Below are 20,212 nucleotides of genomic sequence, written 5' to 3' on the forward strand. Positions count from 1 at the left end.
GTAGGTTCGGGGGGTGAACGCTGAAGCCCCCGGCGACCCCGGCCGTATCGTCCTGCTCACCGCCAGCCACCGGGTGGCCCCCGGGCTGCTGTCCTGGCCCGCCTGGCAGACCCTGCACGCGGCGGACCGGGTGGTGTGCGGTGAGCAGGCCCATCCGCAACTGCCGTATCTCCGAGAGGCGGGCGTCACGGTCGAGCACGGCGTTGCCTCAGCCCAGGAACTCGTCGACGACTGCGCCGGCGGCCGGACCGTGGTGGTGCTGGTGGGCGGCGAAGGGAACCAGCCGCTGACCGACGGGCTCGCCCGGCTCGGCGGATCGGGCCGGGTGCAGATGCCGGACCTGGAGCTGCTGCCCGGTTCGTACGATCTGCCGGGCGCCCGGCTCCTCGATCTCGTCCAGGTCATGGACCGCATCAGGCTCGCCTGCCCGTGGTCCTCGCAGAAGACGCACGAGGGCCTCGCCAAGTACGCCATCGAGGAGGCGTACGAGCTCGTCGAGGCGATCGAGGACGGCGACCGGGACGAACTGCGTGAGGAGCTGGGGGACGTCCTGCTCCAGGTCGTCTTCCACGCCCGGATCGCGCAGGAAGATCCCGACGAGCCGTTCGACATCGACGACGTCGCGGCCGGCCTCGTGGAGAAGCTGATCCACCGCCACCCGCACGTCTTCGGCGACGAGAGCGCGGAGACTCCCGAGGACGTCCACGCGCACTGGCAGCGCACCAAGGCGATCGAGAAGCAGCGCGACTCGGTCACCGAAGGTGTCCCGCTCGGCCAGCCAGGCCTGGCCCTGGCCGCCAAGCTGGGCAGCCGGGTCCGCGGTGCCGGGCTCGATGTCCCGCTTCCCGCGGGTGACTCCGTCGGATACGAACTCCTCGCCCTCGCCGTGCGGGCCGAACAGGACGGAACCGACCCGGAGGCGGCCCTGCGCGCGGCGGCCCGCACCTACCGCGACGCGATCCTGGCGGCGGAGGGCAACGCCCGTTAGCACGGTGTCCCCAGGACCGGTCGAGGTGTGAGGGGACAGGGCGTGGACGGGGAGTTCGCCCCGCGGCGGCCGAGGAGTGGTTCGCCAAGGCGCTGGAGATCGGACACCACGCCGCCGAGCGGATGATCGCGGAGCTGCGGTCCAAGGGCGGTGAGGCGGCGGCTAACGTCGAGGGGTGAACGAGAGCCCCGCCGACGCCGCCGCAGACAGCCCCGCCGAAGGCCCCGCGAGCAACCCCTCCGAGGCTCTCGGGGGCAGCTCCGCCGAGGCACCGACGGGCAGCCCCACCGGCCCCCGCCCCGATCCGGCCCCCGCCGGCTGTCCCGTGGGCCACGCGGCCGTGCCTCCCGCGCTCCCCGTCCCCGAGCTCTTCACCTGGGAGTTCGCCACCGATCCGTACCCCGCGTACGCCTGGCTGCGCGAGCACAGCCCCGTGCACCGGACGACGCTGCCCAGCGGGGTCGAGGCCTGGCTCGTGACCCGGTACGCGGATGCCAGGCAGGCACTCGCCGACGCCCGGCTGTCCAAGAACCCGGCGAACCACACCGGATCGGCGCACGCCAAGGGCCGGACGGGCATCCCGGGGGAGCGCAAGGCGGAGCTGATGACGCATCTGCTGAACATCGACCCTCCGGACCACACCCGGCTGCGCCGCCTCGTCGCCAAGGCGTTCACCCCGCGCCGGGTCGCCGAGTTCGCGCCACGCGTGCAGGAGCTGACGGACCGCCTCATCGACGATTTCATCGCAGAGGGGAAAGCGGACCTCATCCACGACTTCGCGTTCCCGCTGCCCATCTACGCGATCTGCGACCTGCTCGGCGTCCCGCCGGAGGACCAGGACGACTTCCGCGACTGGGCGGGCATGATGATCCGGCACGGCGGCGGCCCGCGCGGCGGAGTGGCCAGATCCGTGAAGAAGATGCGTAACTACCTCGCCGAACTGATCCACCGCAAACGGGAGAATCCGGGTGACGACCTGATTTCGGGTCTGATCCGGGCGAGCGACCACGGCGAGCACCTCACCGAGAACGAGGCCGCCGCGATGGCCTTCATCCTTCTCTTCGCCGGTTTCGAGACAACCGTCAACCTGATCGGCAACGGGACGTACGCCCTGCTGCGCAACCCCGGCGAGCGCGAAAGGCTTCAGCGTTCGCTCGCCGCGGGCGAGACGGACCTCCTCGCCACCGGCCTGGAGGAACTGCTGCGGTACGACGGTCCGGTGGAGCTCGCGACGTGGCGGTACGCGACGGAGCCCGTCACGCTCGGCGGGCAGGAGATCGCCGCGGGGGACCCCGTACTGGTGGTCCTCGCGGCCGCAGACCGGGACCCGGAGCGATTCCGCGATCCGGACACCCTGGACCTTGCACGGAGTGACAATCAGCACGTGGGATACGGGCACGGCATCCACTACTGCCTGGGAGCGCCGCTCGCCCGTCTGGAAGGGCAGACCGCGCTGGCAACGCTGCTGAGACGCCTCCCTGACCTGCGTCTTGCGGTGGAACCTGACGATTTGCGATGGCGTGGCGGGCTCATCATGCGCGGACTGCGCACCCTTCCGGTGGAGTTCGCATCCGGATTGCCGTCCGCGCAAGGTGACACTCCGTCAACTCTGTGACTTTCACGTGATCTCCGCTGCATCGACTTGTGACACACGTTCGAGTCCCGCTAGGTTCACCGTTCACCACAGCAGTCACTTGTTCGTCACACGGAAGGCAATCCCATGGGCTCCGCGAACGGCAGACACCGCCGCCCTCGCCAGGCACCCGCCATCGTCGTCGCCGCAGGCGTGACGGGGTCGGCCATCGCCATCCCGCTGCTCGGCGCGACCGGTGCGCACGCCGCAGACGCCTCGACCTGGGACCGGGTCGCCGAGTGCGAGAGCGGCGGCATGTGGAGCGCGGACCTGGGCAACGGCTACTACGGCGGCCTCCAGTTCTCGCAGGACACCTGGTCGGCGTACGGTGGCTCGGCGTTCGCGCCCCGCGCCGACCTCGCCAGCCGCTCGCAGCAGATATCCGTCGCGGAGAAGGTCCTGGAGGACCAGGGCCCGCAGGCGTGGCCGAGCTGCGCGGTGATTTCCGGGCTCGCGCTGGACGGGGCCCTGCCGGGCGTCGACCCGGGCGGTCTGCCCTCCGCCGACCCTTCGGACTCGCTGCTCCCAACCGACGACGCCTCCGACGCCCCGTCGGGCGACGCGACGGACGAAGCGAACAAGAAGGATAAGTCCGACAAGTCCGGCGGGACCGCCGGGTCCGGTGAGTCGGACACGGCGAGTGAGTCCGACAAGAACGGCGAGACCGGCGAGTCGGGCGGGTCCGGCGACTCCGGCGCGACGGCCCCGCCGGCCACCACACCGACGCCCGAGGCGTCCGAGGCGTCCGCGATCCCGGACGGCACGGACCAGCGTGGCGGCAAGCACCGCGGCACGCCGGCCCCCGAGGCGAGCCTGGACGCGGATCAGGGCGGCGGGCGCGACTCGGGCCGGCACGCCTCGCGCGGTGGCGACCAGGGGCGCGACACCGTTGCGGTGAGCCCCGACGGCGACTACACCGTCCGGCCCGGCGACAACCTCTGGGCGATTGCTGACGCACAGAAGGTTCCCGGCGGCTGGACCGAGCTGTACGAGGCCAACAAGGGCGCGCTCGGCTCCGACCCGGACCTGATCCTCCCCGGCCAGAGCCTCGATCTGGGGCTGCCGGACGTCGCGGAGGACTCCAAGAGCAACTGATCCAATTCGGGAAAACACCCCAAATTCGGGGGTAGTTCAGAGGCCTATGTCCACTTATGCGTAAGTGAGACATGGGTCTCTTTGCTTCAACTGGCCCGGCATGTCCGGGTGATGCGTCTGTGGCCCCTCCGACCTGCGAAAACGTTCTTCCCTCCAGGACGACAAATACCCGAATGGCCGGTATGTCCCTCTTTGAATGTCGAGGGTGCCTGTGTTTACGGTCGGAACCGCTCGCACCGCGGGCCCCGTCGACCGTCACGCCGAATCCTGCCGTCGGTCGAAGGGAACAGACGCGTAAAGCGCCGTAGGCAGGAGCGGGGGACCCAGGTAAGCGCCGGGCCCGATCGTCGAAGGACGACTCAGGGACCGGCTTGGGGTGAAGTCGCGTGCTAGGACGTGCGACCGGGCAACTCACTTGGCCCGAACCCGACAGCTCACCTCGTAGGCGTCGGTGAGGAGAAGCTCCATGCTGATTTCCAGCAAGGCCAAGCACCGCCGCCCGTCCAGGGCCGTCCGTGTCGCCACGCTCGCCGGTGTCGCCGGCGCCGCGGTCGCCATGCCGCTGATGGGTGCGACCAGCGCCTCCGCCGCCTCCGTCTCCACGTGGGACGCCGTCGCCCAGTGCGAGTCCGGTGGCAACTGGTCCATCAACACCGGCAACGGCTACTACGGCGGTCTGCAGTTCTCGCAGTCCAGCTGGGCCGCCGCCGGCGGTACGCAGTACGCCCCCCGCGCCGACCTCGCCAGCAAGTCGCAGCAGATCGCCACCGCGGAGAAGCTTCTCGACATGCAGGGCCCGGGCGCCTGGGCCTGTGCCGGCGCCGGCAACCTGACCAACGACGGCGTGGACCCGGGTGTCGACACCGGCTCCACGCAGGAGAGCGGCGACGAGCGGGAGCCGCAGCAGCAGGCCCAGCCGGAGCGCCAGGCCGAGCAGCCCACCACGCGCAGCGAGCAGCGCACCGCGCCGAAGACCGAGGCGCCCAGGACGGTCACCACCCCGACCGGCGAGAAGGTCGAGAAGGGTGACGGCGAGTACAAGGTGAAGGCCGGCGACACTCTCAGCAAGATCGCCGCGAAGCGCGACGTCAAGGGCGGCTGGGAGAAGCTCTTCGACCTGAACGACGACATCGTCAAGGACGCCGACCTGATCTTCCCGGGTCAGCAGCTCCACCTGACGAAGTAGTACCTGGGACTCTCCTCCCCTCCGGGAGGGTGTCCGGCGGCATCCTCCCCGCCCTGCTCCCGACCCGGTGCGCTCTCCCCCGTGCGTACCGGGTCGGGGTCTTTTCCGGCCGGTGGAGTCCACCTGCCGACGTCGATCGTTCAAGTGTTGTGGTTACTCGTCAGTAATTTTCTGGACCTTTGCCCGTGAATGCATACCCTTGGGTCCTTTTTCGTCCCAGGGGACGGGCGCCCGGCTGGCCGATGGAGCCCGGCCGGATAGGCTCAGGTCGCAAGGCCACAGTGACCACAGTGGCCCTGCGCAACCAGTGTCATATCCAGAAGGAGATGCCTCGTGCCGTCCATCGACGTCGTCGTAGCCAGGGAAATCCTCGACTCCCGGGGCAACCCCACGGTCGAGGTCGAGGTTGGCCTCGACGACGGCAGCACGGGACGTGCTGCCGTTCCGTCCGGCGCCTCCACCGGTGCGTTCGAGGCCATCGAGCTTCGCGACGGAGACCCCAACCGTTACATGGGCAAGGGCGTGGAGAAGGCCGTCCTCGCCGTCATCGAGCAGATCGGCCCGGAGCTCGTCGGGTACGACGCCACCGAGCAGCGCCTCATCGACCAGGCGATGTTCGACCTGGACGCCACCGAGAACAAGGGCTCGCTCGGCGCCAACGCCATCCTCGGCGTCTCGCTGGCCGTCGCGCACGCCGCCTCCGAGGCGTCCGACCTGCCGCTCTTCCGCTACCTCGGCGGCCCGAACGCGCACCTGCTGCCCGTTCCGATGATGAACATCCTGAACGGCGGCTCGCACGCCGACTCCAACGTGGACATCCAGGAGTTCATGATCGCGCCGATCGGCGCGGAGTCGTTCTCCGAGGCCCTGCGCTGGGGCGCGGAGGTCTACCACACGCTGAAGAAGGTCCTGAAGACCAAGGGCCTGTCCACCGGTCTCGGTGACGAGGGCGGCTTCGCCCCGAACCTGGAGTCCAACCGCGCCGCCCTGGACCTCATCGTCGAGGCCATCAAGGAGGCCGGTTACGTCCCCGGCCGCGACATCGGCCTCGCGCTCGACGTCGCCGCGTCCGAGTTCTACAAGGACGGCGTGTACGAGTTCGAGGGCAAGTCCCGCTCGGCCGCCGAGATGACCGAGTACTACGAGGAGCTCGTCTCCGCGTACCCGCTCATCTCCATCGAGGACCCGCTGTACGAGGACGACTGGGCCGGCTGGAAGGTCATCACCGACAAGCTCGGCTCCAAGGTGCAGATCGTCGGTGACGACCTGTTCGTCACCAACCCGGAGCGTCTGGCCCGCGGCATCGAGGAGGGCTCCGCGAACGCCCTGCTCGTGAAGGTCAACCAGATCGGTTCGCTGACCGAGACCCTGGACGCCGTCGAGATGGCCCAGCGCAACGGCTTCAAGTGCATGATGTCGCACCGTTCCGGTGAGACCGAGGACGTCACGATCGCCGACCTCGCCGTCGCCGTGAACTGCGGTCAGATCAAGACCGGCGCCCCGGCCCGCTCGGACCGTGTCGCCAAGTACAACCAGCTGCTGCGCATCGAGGAGATCCTCGACGACGCCGCGGTGTACGCGGGCCGCTCGGCGTTCCCCCGCTTCAAGGGCTGATCACCGGCCCACAGGGCTGACCACCGGCCTTCCGCGGGCCGAAGTCACCAGCCTCCGTCCGTCCCCGCACTCGGTCCCGTACCGTGTGCGGGGACCGACGTGTGTGATGGGGAGGCGTGAGAGATGGCCGGGAAGGACCGCGACCGGTTCTCCACCGCGACCAGGCTGCGACTGCTCGGCGAGCAGACCGCGGCCCGCGTCTACCGGTCCCAGAGCAAGCGTCAGGCCCGCCGCTCGCGGCTCACCGGCCGCGCCGCGTTCCTCGCCCTGGTCGTCTGTTCCCTCGTGGTCGCGCTCGCGTACCCGATGAGGCAGTACGTCTCCCAGCGCGACGAGATCGCCGACCAGGAGCGTCTGTCGCAGGAGGCGCGCCGGCGGACCGAGGAACTGCGTGACGAGAAGGCGCGGCTCAAGGACGACGCGTACATCCGGCGGCTGGCCCGCGAGCACCTTCACTACGTACTTCCGGGGGAGACCGGCTACACCGTGGTCGATCCCGGCGCGGCCGAGGACCGTAGCGGGGAGCCGGGCACGACGGACCGTGCCTGGCACTCGAACCTCTGGGACGGCGTGGACACCGCGGACCGTGGCTGACCGGCCTCACCAGTAACCCGCACGACCGCTTGATCCGCACGCCCGCACGACCCGCACCATCTGAGAAGCACCTTCGAGCAGAACCAAGGCAGGCATGGAAACCCCCCCTCCGCAGACCGAGTCCACCACGCCCACCGACGCGGACATCGCCGCGTTCCAGCAGCAGCTCGGGCGCCCGCCGCGCGGACTGCGCGCCATCGCGCACCGCTGCCCGTGCGGCAATCCGGACGTGGTCGAGACGCAGCCCCGTCTGGAGGACGGCACGCCGTTCCCGACGACCTTCTACCTGACCTGTCCGCGTGCCGCTTCCGCGATCGGCACGCTGGAGGCCAACGGGGTCATGAAGGAGATGACCGAGCGTCTGCAGACGGACCCGGAACTCGCCGCCGCCTACCGCGCGGCGCACGAGGACTACATCGTCCGCCGTGACGCCATCGAGGTCCTGGAGGGCTTCCCGAGCGCGGGAGGCATGCCGGACCGGGTGAAGTGCCTGCACGTCCTGGTCGGCCACTCGCTGGCGGCCGGCCCCGGGGTGAACCCGCTGGGCGACGAGGCGATCGCGATGCTGCCGCAGTGGTGGGCGAAGGGGCCGTGCGTGTCGCCGTGCGGCGCCGACGAGGCCTGACCTCCCGCACCCCCGGGGTGCTCCGCCCCGGGCCCCGGTCCTCGACCGGCAGGTCCAGCCCCTCCGGCGTTCGAGGAGCGGGGGTCCGGGGCGGAGCCCCCGTAACCACGACCACAGGAGCCCCATGACCCGCGTTGCCGCCATCGACTGCGGTACCAACTCCATCCGCCTGCTCGTCGCCGACGTCGATCCCGCCACGGGTGAGCTCACCGAACTCGACCGCCGGATGCAGATCGTGCGCCTCGGTCAGGGCGTCGACCGGACCGGGCGGCTGGACCCCGAGGCGCTGGAGCGCACCTTCGGGGCCTGCCGCGAGTACGCCGCGGTGATCCGGGAGCTGGGCGCCGAGCGGCTCCGCTTCGTCGCCACCTCGGCCTCGCGGGACGCGGAGAACAGCGACGAGTTCGTCCGGGGCGTCCTGGACATCCTGGGCGTCGAGCCCGAGGTCGTCACAGGCGACCAGGAGGCGCAGCTCTCCTTCGACGGCGCCACCAAGGAACTGACCGGCAGCGACCATCTGGCGAAGCCGTATCTCGTGGTGGACATCGGCGGCGGCTCCACCGAGTTCGTGGTCGGCGACGACGAGGTCCGCGCGGCCCGGTCCGTGGACATCGGCTGCGTACGGATGACCGAACGTCACCTGGTCCAGGACGGCACCGTCGTGGACCCGCCCACCCCCGAGCGGGTCGCCGCCGTCCTCACGGACATCCACGCCGCACTGGACCTCGCCGAGGAGACCGTGCCGATCTCCGAGGCCGCCACCCTCGTCGGCCTGGCCGGCACGGTCACCACGGTGGCCGCGATCGCCCTGGAACTGGCGGAGTACGACCCCGGGGCGATCCACCACTCCCGGGTCTCCTTCGAGCAGGTCCGGGAGATCACCGCCCGGCTGACCGGCTCCACGCACGAGGAACGCGCCGCGATCCCCGCGATGCACCCGGGCCGGGTCGATGTGATCGCCGCCGGGGCGCTGATCCTGCTCGCCGTGATGGAGCGGACCGGGGCCCGTGAGGTCGTGGTCAGCGAGCACGACATCCTGGACGGAATCGCGCTCTCGGTGGCGTAGGGCCGGTTCGGCCGCAGCCGCCCCTGACGCTCGCTCAAACGCACTCCGGCCTGCACCTCTGAGCTGCTCGGAGGGGTCCGCGAGGCCCCTGGGGAGGCACGCCGCGACGAACTTCGTGAACTTCTTCACAAGGAATCGGGTCCGGTTGGGTGCGGTTCGGCCGGTCGGGGGCCGCAACAGCTGCCGGACGGCCCTCACCGCGCCGCGGCGGACAGGTTCCGGGCATGGGGCGCGTGGATGAACCGAAGTGGTGGTTCAGCTGCTTCAGAGCGATAACGGCCAGCTCACAGCGGTGTACAACGTCCGCTGAGGTGCCGTGGTTCCCCCGGGGCGTCATGACCTGGGTCACGTGGGCGGCGGAGTGTAGCAGAGGGGCGCGGATACCTTGTGAAGGGGCTCACGAGCAGGTGCCCTGAGGGGGGTGGATACTCGATGGCATGAGCACCACGGAGCGTCCCAGGATCCTCGTTGTAGGCGGTGGGTACGTAGGCCTGTACGCAGCTCGTCGCATTCTGAAGAAGATGCGCTACGGGGAGGCGACCGTCACGGTTGTCGACCCTCGCTCGTACATGACGTACCAGCCCTTCCTCCCCGAAGCTGCTGCCGGCAGCATCTCCCCTCGGCATGTCGTCGTCCCGCTGCGACGCGTCCTGCCGAAGGCCGAGGTGCTCACCGGCCGCGTCACCACGATCGACCAGGACCGCAAGGTCGCCACGGTCGCGCCGCTCGTCGGCGAGGCCTACGAGCTGCCTTTCGACTACCTCGTCATCGCGATGGGCGCGGTCTCCCGTACCTTCCCGATCCCGGGCCTCGCCGAGCAGGGCATCGGTATGAAGGGCATCGAGGAGTCGATCGGCCTGCGCAACCACGTCCTCGAGCAGCTGGACAAGGCTGACTCGACGACCGATGAGGACGTCCGCCGCAAGGCGCTCACGTTCGTCTTCGTGGGCGGCGGTTTCGCCGGCGCGGAGACCATCGGCGAGGTCGAGGACATGGCCCGCGACGCGGCGAAGTACTACACCAACGTGAAGCGCGAGGACATGCGCTTCATCCTGGTCGACGCCGCCGACAAGATCCTTCCCGAGGTCGGCCCGAAGCTGGGCGCGTACGGCAAGGAGCACCTCGAGAGCCGCGGTGTGGAGATCTACCTCTCCACCTCCATGGACTCGTGCGTCGACGGTCACGTCGTGCTGAAGAACGGCCTGGAGGTCGACTCCAGCACCATCGTGTGGACGGCCGGTGTGAAGCCGAACCCGGCGCTGGCCCGTTTCGGGCTGCCGCTCGGACCGCGCGGTCACGTCGACACCACCGAGAAGCTCCAGGTGCGGGGCACCGACTACATCTGGGCCGCGGGCGACAACGCCCAGGTTCCGGACCTGGTCGGCCGCAAGGCCGGCAACCCGAACGCCTGGTGCCCGCCGAACGCCCAGCACGCGCTGCGTCAGGCCAAGGTCCTCGGTGACAACGTCATCTCCGGGATGCGCGGCTTCCCGCAGGGCGAGTACAGCCACGCCAACAAGGGTGCGGTCGCCGGTCTGGGCCTGCACAAGGGCGTCGCGATGATCGTCGTGGGCAAGGTGAAGATCAAGCTCAAGGGCCGTCTCGCCTGGTACATGCACCGCGGCTACCACGGCATGGCGATGCCGACCTGGAACCGTAAGATCCGCATCTTCGCCGACTGGACGCTTGCGATGTTCCTCAAGCGCGAGGTCGTCTCGCTGGGCGCCATGGAGACTCCGCGCGAGGAGTTCTACGAGGCCGCCAAGCCGGCGCCTGCTCCGGCCGCCGTCAAGTCCGAGGGCGAGAAGGCCAAGGCCTCCTGACCCGGGCCACACCGTTTCACCCCGAAGGGGCCGTCCGCCATCCGTGGTGCGGGCGGCCCCTTCGGCGTACGCGGTTCCCGCCCGGCTTCCGCGTTCCGCCGTTCCCCGGGCGGTAGCGGGATGGCGTGCGGTGCGGGCACAGTTGAACCGGGTGTACCTCGTCACGGCTCCGAGGTTCACGGCTCCGGGGTTTACGGCTCCGGGGTTCACGGCTCCGAGGTTCACGGTCGAGGTGTCGTGACGTGGTTTGAGGCATGTTTGTGGAAATTTGAGCATGTTGGGAAACACCACCACGGAGGTGTGCGCCATGCCAGACGCCGCATCGCGGCTGACCGTTCTCGCCGAAGAGTTGCTGGGAGAACCCCTGCCGGTCCGCATCCGGGCCTGGGACGGTAGCGAGTCCGGGCCGCCGGGTGCCCCCGTCCTCGTGATCCGCCACCGCCGTGCCCTGCGCCGGGTGTTCTGGAAGCCGGGCGAACTGGGACTCGCCCGCGCCTGGGTGGCCGGTGAGATCGACATCGACGGGGACCTCTACGAGGTCCTGGACCGGCTGGCCGCCCTGCTCTGGGAGCGCGGCGCCGACGCCAAGGACACCGTCCACCCGGTCCGCGACCCGAAGGTCCGCGCCTTCGCACGCGGATTCCTGAAGGCGGCGGGCCCCTGGCCGCCGCCCGCCCCGCCCGTCGAGGAGGTACGCCGCCGGGCCGGACCGCTGCACACCAAGCGCCGCGACAGGGCGGCCGTCAGCCACCACTACGACGTGGGCAACGACTTCTACGAACTGGTCCTCGGCCCGTCCATGGTGTACTCCTGCGCCTACTGGGAGCAGGGCGGCACCCTGGAGGACGCCCAGCGCGACAAGCTCGACCTGGTCTGCCGCAAACTCGGTCTGACGCGGGGCGACCGGCTCCTGGACGTCGGCTGCGGCTGGGGTTCGATGGCCATCCACGCCGCCCGCGAGTACGGAGCGCAGGTCACCGGAGTGACCCTCTCGGCCGAACAAGCCGCCTACGCCCGCAAGCGCATCGCCGAAGAAGGTCTCACCGACCGGATCGAGATCCGGGTCCAGGACTACCGGGACGTCAGGGACGGTCCGTACGACGCGATTTCCTCGATCGGCATGGCCGAACACGTCGGCACGGTCCGTTTCCGTGAGTACGCCGACGCCCTCCACGCCCTCCTCAGGCCCGGCGGCCGGCTGCTGAACCACCAGATCGCACGCCGCCCCGAGAAGGACGAGACCGCCTACCGCATCGACGAGTTCATCGACGCCTACGTCTTCCCCGACGGCGAACTGGCCCCGGTCGGCCGGACCGTGGCCACCCTGGAGGAGGCCGGCTTCGAGGCCCGTGACGTCGAGGCGATCCGGGATCACTACGCGCTGACCCTGCGCCGTTGGGTCACCAACCTGGAACGGCACTGGGACGCCGCCGTACGGGCCACCTCGCCCGGCCGGGCGAGGGTCTGGCGGCTCTACATGGCCGCGTCCGCGCTGTCCTTCGAGCGCAACAGGATCGGAGTGAACCAGATCCTCGCGGTGCGCCCCGAGAAGGGCGGGTCCGCCCGTATGCCCCTGCGCGTCCGCGACTGGCGGACGACGGAGGGCTGAGCCCGCACATGGCGAGGGGCCGGTGTCCGCACCCGCGGACACCGGCCCCTCGCTCTCCCCGACGAGCGCTATTCGGTCTTGATCGCCGTCAGCATGTTCAGCTTCGCGGCGCTGCGGGCCGGCCAGAGCGAGGCCAGCACGCCCACCAGTCCTGCCAGCGCCAGGAAGAGCGCGAGCCGGTCCCACGGGATGACGAGTGCGTACTCAGGGATGGACGGGGCGAGTGTCTGGCCGATCGCCCAGCCGAGGAACGTACCGAGTCCCACGCCGACCAGTGCACCGAAGACCGAGATGACCACGGCCTCCAGCCGGATCATGCGCTTCACCCGGCGCTTGTCCAGGCCGATGGCCCGCACCATGCCGATCTCCTGCTGCCGCTCGAACACCGACATCGCCAGGGTGTTGACGACCCCGAGCACCGCGATGATCAGAGCCATCGCCAGCAGGCCGTACATGATGTTCAGCGCCATGTTGACGAAACCGCCGAACATGTCCCGGATGTCCTGCCGGTCCATGATGCTCATCGCCGGGTTGTCGCCCAGGGCGTCGACCACCAGCTGCTCGTTGGCCTCGCTCGCGCCGCCGTCCATCTTCAGGTAGATCTCGCGGATCTCCGGGTGGGGGGTGTGCGCGTCGGCCACCGCCTTCGGCATGAGGATGGGGGAGAGGAACTCGTTGTCCTCGTAGAGGGCGCCGACCTTCAGCTTCCCCTTCTTCTCGTCCTCGTACGTCACGGCGATCGTGTCGCCGGTCTTCCAGCCGTTCGACTTCGCCGTCTTCTCGGAGACCGCGATCCCGCCGTCGGCGAGCGTGTCCAGTGAACCGGACAGGGTGTTGACCGCCAGGACCTTCTGCACGTCCCCCGGGGTGACCCCGGAGGCCGAGTAGCCGGAGCTGCCCGTTTCGAGCCAGACGGCCTGCTGGGGGGAGACCGCCGAGATGCCGTCGGCCTTCTCCAGCGCCTTGAGCGCCGACTCGTCGAGCGAGTCGCCGTTCGCCATCGAGACCATGTAGTCGGCCTTGATGTTGTCCGTCGTCATCCGGTCGACGGCCTGGCCGAGCGTGGCACCCAGCACCGAGATGCCGGTGACGAGGGTCAGCCCGATAGCCAGTGCGGAGGCAGTCGCCCCGGTACGGCGGGGGTTACGGACCGCGTTCTGCGCGGCCAGCTTCCCGGAGACGCCGAACAGCTTCATCAGCAGCGGACGCACCACGGCGATCACCGGGCGGGACAGCAGCGGGATGAGGATGATGACGCCGATCAGCGAGAGGAAGGCCCCGCCCGCGATGAGCATCTTGCCGTCCTTGCCGACCGCCGCACCCGCGACGATCCCCGCCGTGCCGAGCAGGGCGATCACTCCGCCGATCGAGTTGCGGACGATCAGCGACTTGGTGGTGGCCACCGCGTGCACGCTGCTCATCGCCGCCACCGGCGGGATCTTCGCGGCCCGGCGTGCGGGCAGCCAGGCGGCCAGCACGGTCACCAGGATGCCGACGCCGAGCGCCGCGGCGATCGCGGTGGGGGAGACCACCAGCGGACCTGCGGGGATCTTGGCACCGGTCAGGCTCATCGCGGAGCGCAGCCCGACGGCGAGGCCGAGGCCGAGCAGGAAGCCGGTCACGGACGCGATCGCGCCGACCACGCCCGCCTCCAGCAGCACGGAGCGCTTCACCTGACGGCGGGAGGCACCGACGGCCCGCATCAGGGCCAGCTCCCTGGTGCGCTGGGCGACCAGCATGGTGAACGTGTTGGCGATCAGGAAGACGCCGACGAAGAGGGCGATGCCCGCGAAGGCGAGCAGCATGATGTTGAGGTTGTTGAGCTCCTTCTTGATCTGCGCGGCCTGGTCGGCGGCGAGGGCCTGGCCGGTCTCGGCGTAGGCGAACTTCGGCAGCAGCGGCTTGACCGATTTCAGCAACTGCTCGGCGCCGGCACCGGGCGCCGCGGAGATCATGACCTTCTGGAAGACGCCGGGCTGGAGGTAGAGCTGCTGGGCGACCGCGGTGTCGAACAGCACCAGGCTGCCGCCGGCGTTGACTGCGCCGTCCTCGGTGGTGAACACACCGGAGAGGGTGTACTCCTTCACCGGTCCGTTGGTGGCGACCCGCACCGGGTCACCGACGCGGTAGTCGCCCTTGGCCGCGGAGTCCTTGTCCAGCGCGACCTGGCCGGCCTGGGCGGGGCCCGAGCCGTCGACGAACGTGTACTGGCCGTCCTTGCCCTTCCTGCCGGGGGAGAAGTTGGCCCCGGTGTTGGACCAGCCGTTGCCGATGAGCTTGCCGTCGGCGTCGGCGACGCCCGCGAAGCCGGAGACCCGGCCGGTCGCTTCGTCGACGCCCTCCAGGTCCTGGATCTTCTTCAGGGTGGCGGTGTCGACGCCTTCGAACTCCTTTTCCTGCTGGGAGGCGTAGGTGGTCACGGCGACGGCGACGTCGTCGTAGCTCTTCGCCGACTGCTTGCGGAAGGCGTTGCCGAGGGTGTCGGTGAAGACCAGGGTGCCGGAGACGAAGGCCACGCCGAGCATCACGGCGAGCACGGTCATCAACAGCCTGGCCTTGTGCGCGAGGACATTGCGCAGAGCGGTTCGGAACATGTGTGTAGTCCTGGGATGGGTTCCGGAAGGGGGACGGGACAGCCGGCGCTACGTCAGCTGGTGCGGCCCTTCGCGTCGAACGCCTTCATCCGGTCGAGGACCCCGTCGGCCGTGGGGTGCAGCATCTCGTCGACGATCGCGCCGTCGGCCAGGAAGATCACACGGTCCGCGTAGGAGGCGGCCACCGGGTCGTGGGTCACCATCACCACGGTCTGGCCGAGCTCGCGCACCGAGTTGCGCAGGAAGCCGAGGACCTCGGCGCCGGAGCGGGAGTCGAGGTTTCCGGTGGGCTCGTCACCGAAGATGATCTCGGGCTGGGAGGCGAGGGCGCGGGCCACCGCGACGCGCTGCTGCTGGCCGCCGGAGAGCTCGGTGGGCCGGTGCTTGAGCCGGTCGGCGAGACCCACCATGTCGATGACCTTCTGGAGCCACGCGGCGTCGGGCTTGCGGCCCGCGATGTCCATGGGCAGCGTGATGTTCTCCAGTGCCGACAGGGTCGGCAGCAGGTTGAACGCCTGGAAGATGAAGCCGATCTTGTCCCGGCGGAGCTGGGTGAGCTGCTTGTCCTTGAGGGAACCCAGTTCCGTGTCGCCGATCCGGACGGAACCGCTGCTGAAGCTGTCGAGCCCGGCCACGCAGTGCATCAGGGTGGACTTGCCGGAGCCGGAAGGTCCCATGATCGCGGTGAACTCGCCCTGCGGGAAGTCCACGGTGACCCGGTCCAGGGCGACCACCTGGGTCTCACCCTGGCCGTAGACCTTCGACAGCTCCGTGGCGCGGGCAGCCACCGCGGTGGCGCGATGGGCGGTGGGGGTGGTGGTCACAGGGACACTCCTGGTTCGGGCTTCGTTCGGGGACTCCTTCATCGTCTCTGCCGAAGCCCACCGGGGCGTCAGCCCCCGTGCCCGTTCCCGGGGCCGTCTTGAGTCGCACCGGCAGGGGCCCGGCGTACTCCTGGGGTATGACACCGACCCTGAGAAGGTCCGTCCTCAGCGGGGCGGGGCGGCCTGTTCCGAGCGGGGCGGGGTCTGTGCCGAGCGGGGCGGGGCGGTCGAGCCGCGCGGTACGAGGCGGGCGGTGACGTCCTGGAACCCCGGCGCCGCCCCCTCCGTCACCATCGTCAGCAGGGTGCGCGCCGCGTGGGTTCCGTACGCCGGGATGTCCCGGCTCAGTGCGGTCAGAGGGGGACGGACGACCCGGGACAGCTGGGAGTCGTCCCACGCCACGAGGGAGAGGTCGCCGGGGACGTCGAGTCCCATCTCCTGGGCTACGGAGAGTCCGGCGACGGCCATGATGTCGTTGTCGTAGACGACGGCGGTCGGCCGGGACCGTGAGCTGATCAGCTGCCGGGTGGCGTGCGCGCCCTCCTCACCGGAGTAGTCGGTGTGCACCACCACGGGTGCGTCGAGACCCAGTTCCGCGGAGATCTCGTGCTGGGCGTGGTCGCGCAGCCGGGTGTGCGTCAGCTCGGGCAGCCCGGCGACGCGGGCGACGGAGCGGTGGCCGAGCGCGCTGAGGTAGGTCAGGGTGTCCCGGAGGGCGGCCGAGTCGTCGGACCAGACGGGGGTGAGGGAGCCGGCCGCCGAGGGATGGCCGATGACCACGGCGGGCATACCGAGCTCGGCGACGCCTTCGATACGCGGGTCGGGGGAGCGCACGTCGGCGACGAACACTCCGTCCACCCGGCCCTCGCCCCACCAGCGACGGTAGGCCTCCAGCTCCTGGGCGGGGTCGGTGACGACCTGGAGGAGCAGGGCGCAGCCACGGGCGGACAGTTCGGTCTCGATGCCGCTGATCAGCTCCATGAAGAACGGTTCCACCCCGAGCAGTCTGGCCGGCCGGGACAGCGCGAGGCCGACGGTGTCCGCCCGGGCGTGCGTCAGGGCGCGGGCCGCGCTGTTGGGGCGCCAGCCGATCTCCTGGGCGATGGCCTTGATGGTGGCGCGGGTCGCCGGGGAGACCCCTGGCCGGTCGTTGAGCGCGTACGACACCGCGACCTTGGAGACCCCGGCGCGGCGCGCGATATCGGCGATCGTGGGGCGGTGCTTGGGCATACGACCTCGCTTAACCGGTTCGTTGTCAGTAGGCATTCTATCCCCAGGTCCGGCGCCTGTGTCTTCCTCCAGGTGGTCAAGACCCTTTCCTGAGGTCGCAAAAATATGTAATGGGAGCGCTCCCGCACCCTTGACACGGCTGTGGGTCGCCCGTGACTTCACGGCGCTTACCCGGTTCAGTGACTCTGCTCGGCACAGGGACGGCGGGGGAAGAGGAGCCGGGTCCGGCGGAGCTCGGCGAGCTGACGCCCTGGCTGGCGGAGTCGGGCGGCTGGACCGGCGACAGGACCTACGACGTGAAGCTGCGGGCGGGGATCACCTGGGCCGACGGCAAGCCTCGTCTGGGAGCGGCGCGAGACTGGTGGGGCGTCAGGACGCTCGACAGGACCCCCGTACTGCATGGGCTCGATCGTGTGGCAGCTCAACGACTGCCGGCCGGTCGTGTCCTGGGCTGCCGTGGACGGTCACGGCCGCCGCAAGCCGCCCTGGTACGCGCTGCGCACGGTGTACGCGGACCGGCTGATGACCGTGCGGGACGGGGGCCTGCACCTCGGCAGCGACTCGGCACGGCCCTGGGAGGGCACGCTGCGGCTGAGCCGGCACGGCCTGGACGGCTCCCTGCCGGCCGAGGAGGAGACGGTGGCCGGCGCGGGCGGCGCGCGGGGTGAGCAGGGTGCCGCTGCCGCCGTCCGTGGCGCGGCTGGGGGACGGCAGCCGCGAGGTGCCGGTGGCGCGCCTCGGCGAGCTGCGGACGTTCCACTTCTACGCGGAGGACACCCGGCTCGCACTGCCCCCGGCACGGTACGAGGCGACGGTCACGCAAGGTGACGGACCGGAGGTCGGATACCGGGTGAAGGTCACTGCCAAAACGTTCCTGCGCCCCTCGCCCTCTTCCCCGACCGGCTGGACCCGGCCGCCGTCGTGGACGACATGCTCGTCGGTCTGCTTCCCGGTGAGAGCGCTGCGTTCCATGTCACCGGAGCGGTGCTGGAGAACCCCTCGGCGCTGGGGGCCCGGCCGGTTCTGCGGTGCGTCAACGATCTCCTCACCGGGTGAGGTGGCGGAGCCATGGCGAACGGTGGCGCGACCCTGGCGCGCTGGGCTGTCCGAGTGCGGCGACTTTCCGTCAATCCCATGCGAGTGGGCTTGTGGGCCCCGGTCCGGACCGGGCATGTGGTGAGGGGGTGCGAATATGCTGACGCACCCTCAAACGGTCAATAAAATAAGACAACATCGCGCCATTGTTCGGCTGATCGGGGGACGCCCCCGACTAGGGTCATGTGCCAACGCGGAGCGGCGCGCCATGCCCGGATGGTGGAATGCAGACACGGCGAGCTTAAACCTCGCTGCCCCTCGGGGGCGTACCGGTTCGAGTCCGGTTCCGGGCACCACTTCCTGCTCGGGGCCCGGTCCGGGCCACCGGCCCGCGGGGCCCGCCGCGGTGAGCGGTCACACACCGGGAGCGACCGTCCTCACCGTGCGTGTGCGGGGGCCCGGCGCCGGTCGGCTGCCACGGGTCACCCGCACGGCCGATCGGCGGGAGCCCGGCGCGATCACCGGTGCGCGGGGCTGTCCGGGCACGCGGTCCGCCGAAGATCCTCCCCGAGCATTACGGTGTTTGTTTTGCCTACCCATTACTCTTGTCGCAAGGCCGCGCAGTGCGGCCATGGAGGAGTGAGATGAGGAGCAGCAACCCGGTCTTCTCGCGACGGGGGTTCAGCCGCGACAACGGCACCGCGGGCTTCAACGCGGCACCGCAGGCCGGGGCCCCCGCGACGGGTACCACCCCGTACGCCGAGGGCACCGCCGCCAACCCGTACGCCACGAACCCCTACGCCCAGCAGGACACCCAGTACGGCGCGCCGCAGGCGCCCGCGCGCTCCGGCGCGATGACGATCGACGACGTCGTCACGCGCACGGCGATGTCGCTGGGCACCGTGGTGCTCGGTGCCGTGCTCGCCTGGGTCCTGCTGCCCGTCGACGAGTCCAACCTCGGTACGTCATTCGGTATCGCGATCGGCGCCGCCCTCGTGGCGTTCGTCCTTTCGCTCATCCAGTCCTTCAAGCGCAAGCCGGTACCGGCGCTGATCATCACGTACGCGGCCTTCGAGGGTGTCTTCCTCGGGGTCCTGTCCAGTGCGGTCAGTACCTACATCAGCCCCGGTGTGGTCGCGCAGGCGGTGCTGGGCACGATGTGTGTCTTCGCCGGTGTGCTCTTCGCGTACAAGATGCGCTGGATTCGCGTCACCCGCCGTTTCTACGGCTTCGTGATGGCCGCCGCCATGGGCTTCATGCTCCTGATGGTGGTCAACCTGCTGTTCGCCCTCATCGGCGGCGGCGACGGCCTGGGCTTCCGCAGTGGCGGCCTCGGCATCCTGTTCGGTGTCATCGGCATCGTCCTCGGCGCGTGCTTCCTGGCCCTGGACTTCAAGCAGGTCGAGGACGGCATCGCCTTCGGCGCCCCGCGCGAGGAGTCCTGGCTGGCCGCGTTCGGCCTCACCATGACCCTGGTGTGGATCTACCTGGAGATGCTGCGCGTGCTCTCCATCCTGAGCGGCGACGACTAGACCGCGGGAATCCCGTACGACGGAACGGCCCGCAGGCTCGTCGCCTGCGGGCCGTTCCGTTTTCCCGGGACTACGACGTGGGGCGTGTTCCGTGGCGCGGACGGCTACCCGAGCTTCCGGGCGGCCCGCCGCAGGTCGTACTCGTGGATGATCGCCTTGGCGTGGCCGTAGGCCAGATCGTGTTCGCTCCGCAGCCAGCTGACCTTCTCCTCGAAGCGGAAGAGGGACGGGCCTTCGTCGACCGCGCGGAGCCAGTCGGAGATCTCACGGCCGGTGCAGCTAGGGATTCGGGAGAGCAGGTTGCGATGGGTTTCCTCGGAGAAGACTTGGGACATCGGCGCCTCCGACGCAGTGCGCGTTGCTGGTCCTTCCCGACACCGTGCCCGAGCGTCCGCCCGTTGGCAACCATCGCGGCGGGGCGCGTAGGGTCGCGGCGTGCTTGATACGACTCCGCTGATCACCGCCGTCGACCGGTTCGCCGACCGCCTGCGCTCCGCCCCGCAGAGCCGGCTCCGGCGCGGCGCCGCCGCCGAGGGGCTGGCCACGGCCAGGGAACTCGCCGTACGGGCCCAGCGGATCGAGCGGCCCGGCGAGGAGCCGCGCGTCATGCCGGACGCGGGCGTGTTCAGCGTCGGCGACCAACTCGCCGTCGCCGGGCGGGATCTGGCGGCGGCATTGGTGATGGCCCCGCCCGTGGAGCTGGACGAGGCCGTGCGGTACGTCGAGGAAGCTGCGGCGCGGGCGTTCGGGTAGGGCCCGCGCCA

18 protein-coding genes, 1 tRNA gene and 1 riboswitch are annotated in these 20,212 nt (G+C 70.1%); of the genes, 15 read left to right on the top strand and 4 right to left on the bottom strand.

The genetic code is table 11. The features are described from left to right. Positions 1–13 precede the first annotated feature (13 nt). The 10 genes from F0344_RS21775 (at position 14) to F0344_RS21820 (ending at position 12,233) form a co-directional block, all read left to right on the top strand. Positions 14–988, top strand: a complete 975-nt coding sequence (locus F0344_RS21775) for a nucleoside triphosphate pyrophosphohydrolase (protein ID WP_185300402.1) — start codon at positions 14–16, stop codon at positions 986–988. Positions 989–1,313: 325 nt separating this feature from the next. Next, positions 1,314–2,603 (top strand): cytochrome P450 family protein, encoded by a 1,290-nt coding sequence (locus F0344_RS21780; RefSeq protein WP_185302819.1) that lies wholly within the window; start codon positions 1,314–1,316, stop codon positions 2,601–2,603. A 105-nt stretch (positions 2,604–2,708) separates the two neighbouring features. Next, complete coding sequence (locus F0344_RS21785; RefSeq protein WP_185300403.1) at positions 2,709–3,716, top strand: LysM peptidoglycan-binding domain-containing protein; 1,008 nt, start codon at positions 2,709–2,711, stop codon at positions 3,714–3,716. Between the two features lie 290 nt (positions 3,717–4,006). Then, a riboswitch (cyclic di-AMP (ydaO/yuaA leader) is annotated at positions 4,007–4,179 on the top strand. Between the two features lie 3 nt (positions 4,180–4,182). After that, positions 4,183–4,902, top strand: a complete 720-nt coding sequence (locus F0344_RS21790) for a transglycosylase family protein (RefSeq protein WP_185300404.1) — start codon at positions 4,183–4,185, stop codon at positions 4,900–4,902. A 333-nt stretch (positions 4,903–5,235) separates the two neighbouring features. Further along, on the top strand, positions 5,236–6,516 hold the full coding sequence (eno, locus tag F0344_RS21795) for a phosphopyruvate hydratase (RefSeq protein WP_185300405.1): 1,281 nt from the start codon (positions 5,236–5,238) through the stop codon (positions 6,514–6,516). A 123-nt stretch (positions 6,517–6,639) separates the two neighbouring features. Next, positions 6,640–7,110: an FtsB family cell division protein gene (locus F0344_RS21800; protein WP_185300406.1), complete on the top strand. Its 471-nt coding sequence runs from the start codon at positions 6,640–6,642 to the stop codon at positions 7,108–7,110. Between the two features lie 94 nt (positions 7,111–7,204). Beyond that, positions 7,205–7,735, top strand: a complete 531-nt coding sequence (locus F0344_RS21805) for a DUF501 domain-containing protein (RefSeq protein WP_185300407.1) — start codon at positions 7,205–7,207, stop codon at positions 7,733–7,735. A 124-nt stretch (positions 7,736–7,859) separates the two neighbouring features. Then, a complete protein-coding gene (locus tag F0344_RS21810) occupies positions 7,860–8,801 on the top strand; it encodes a Ppx/GppA phosphatase family protein (protein ID WP_185300408.1) in 942 nt (313 codons plus the stop codon). Between the two features lie 437 nt (positions 8,802–9,238). Continuing rightward, positions 9,239–10,624 carry an NAD(P)/FAD-dependent oxidoreductase gene (locus F0344_RS21815; RefSeq protein WP_185300409.1) on the top strand — a complete coding sequence of 462 codons (1,386 nt, stop codon included), beginning with the start codon at positions 9,239–9,241 and terminating at the stop codon, positions 10,622–10,624. A gap of 307 nt (positions 10,625–10,931) precedes the next feature. Next, on the top strand, positions 10,932–12,233 hold the full coding sequence (locus tag F0344_RS21820; protein ID WP_185300410.1) for an SAM-dependent methyltransferase: 1,302 nt from the start codon (positions 10,932–10,934) through the stop codon (positions 12,231–12,233). Between the two features lie 68 nt (positions 12,234–12,301). Here the strand turns inward: F0344_RS21820 and F0344_RS21825 are convergent, their stop codons facing one another. The 3 genes from F0344_RS21825 to F0344_RS21835 all read right to left on the bottom strand — a co-directional run bounded on the left by F0344_RS21825 (position 12,302) and on the right by F0344_RS21835 (position 16,881). Beyond that, positions 12,302–14,827 carry an ABC transporter permease gene (locus F0344_RS21825; protein ID WP_185300411.1) on the bottom strand — a complete coding sequence of 842 codons (2,526 nt, stop codon included), beginning with the start codon at positions 14,825–14,827 and terminating at the stop codon, positions 12,302–12,304. A 53-nt stretch (positions 14,828–14,880) separates the two neighbouring features. Further along, complete coding sequence (locus F0344_RS21830; protein ID WP_185300412.1) at positions 14,881–15,651, bottom strand: ABC transporter ATP-binding protein; 771 nt, start codon at positions 15,649–15,651, stop codon at positions 14,881–14,883. Positions 15,652–15,816: 165 nt separating this feature from the next. Beyond that, entirely contained in the window at positions 15,817–16,881 is a 1,065-nt protein-coding gene (locus F0344_RS21835) for a LacI family DNA-binding transcriptional regulator (RefSeq protein ID WP_185300413.1), read from the bottom strand. A gap of 399 nt (positions 16,882–17,280) precedes the next feature. Between F0344_RS21835 and F0344_RS36005 the strand changes: the two genes are divergently transcribed. The 4 genes from F0344_RS36005 (at position 17,281) to F0344_RS21850 (ending at position 19,448) form a co-directional block, all read left to right on the top strand. Further along, a complete protein-coding gene (locus F0344_RS36005; protein WP_258050040.1) occupies positions 17,281–17,709 on the top strand; it encodes a hypothetical protein in 429 nt (142 codons plus the stop codon). 93 nt (positions 17,710–17,802) lie between these two features. Next, a complete protein-coding gene (locus tag F0344_RS36010) occupies positions 17,803–17,937 on the top strand; it encodes a hypothetical protein (RefSeq protein WP_258050041.1) in 135 nt (44 codons plus the stop codon). Between the two features lie 249 nt (positions 17,938–18,186). Next, positions 18,187–18,272, top strand: a tRNA-Leu gene (locus tag F0344_RS21845). Positions 18,273–18,560: 288 nt separating this feature from the next. Then, a complete protein-coding gene (locus F0344_RS21850; RefSeq protein ID WP_185300414.1) occupies positions 18,561–19,448 on the top strand; it encodes a Bax inhibitor-1/YccA family protein in 888 nt (295 codons plus the stop codon). 104 nt (positions 19,449–19,552) lie between these two features. Here the strand turns inward: F0344_RS21850 and F0344_RS21855 are convergent, their stop codons facing one another. Further along, the gene (locus F0344_RS21855; RefSeq protein ID WP_185300415.1) at positions 19,553–19,783 is read right to left on the bottom strand and encodes a DUF4287 domain-containing protein; all 231 of its coding nucleotides are present in this window, start codon (positions 19,781–19,783) and stop codon (positions 19,553–19,555) included. A 100-nt stretch (positions 19,784–19,883) separates the two neighbouring features. Here F0344_RS21855 and F0344_RS21860 point away from each other — a divergent pair, with 100 nt between their 5' ends. Continuing rightward, a complete protein-coding gene (locus F0344_RS21860; RefSeq protein ID WP_185300416.1) occupies positions 19,884–20,201 on the top strand; it encodes a hypothetical protein in 318 nt (105 codons plus the stop codon). Positions 20,202–20,212: the final 11 nt, after the last annotated feature.

It is taken from the genome of Streptomyces finlayi, from assembly GCF_014216315.1.
In the GTDB taxonomy this organism is placed as follows: Bacteria; Actinomycetota; Actinomycetes; order Streptomycetales; family Streptomycetaceae; genus Streptomyces; species Streptomyces finlayi_A.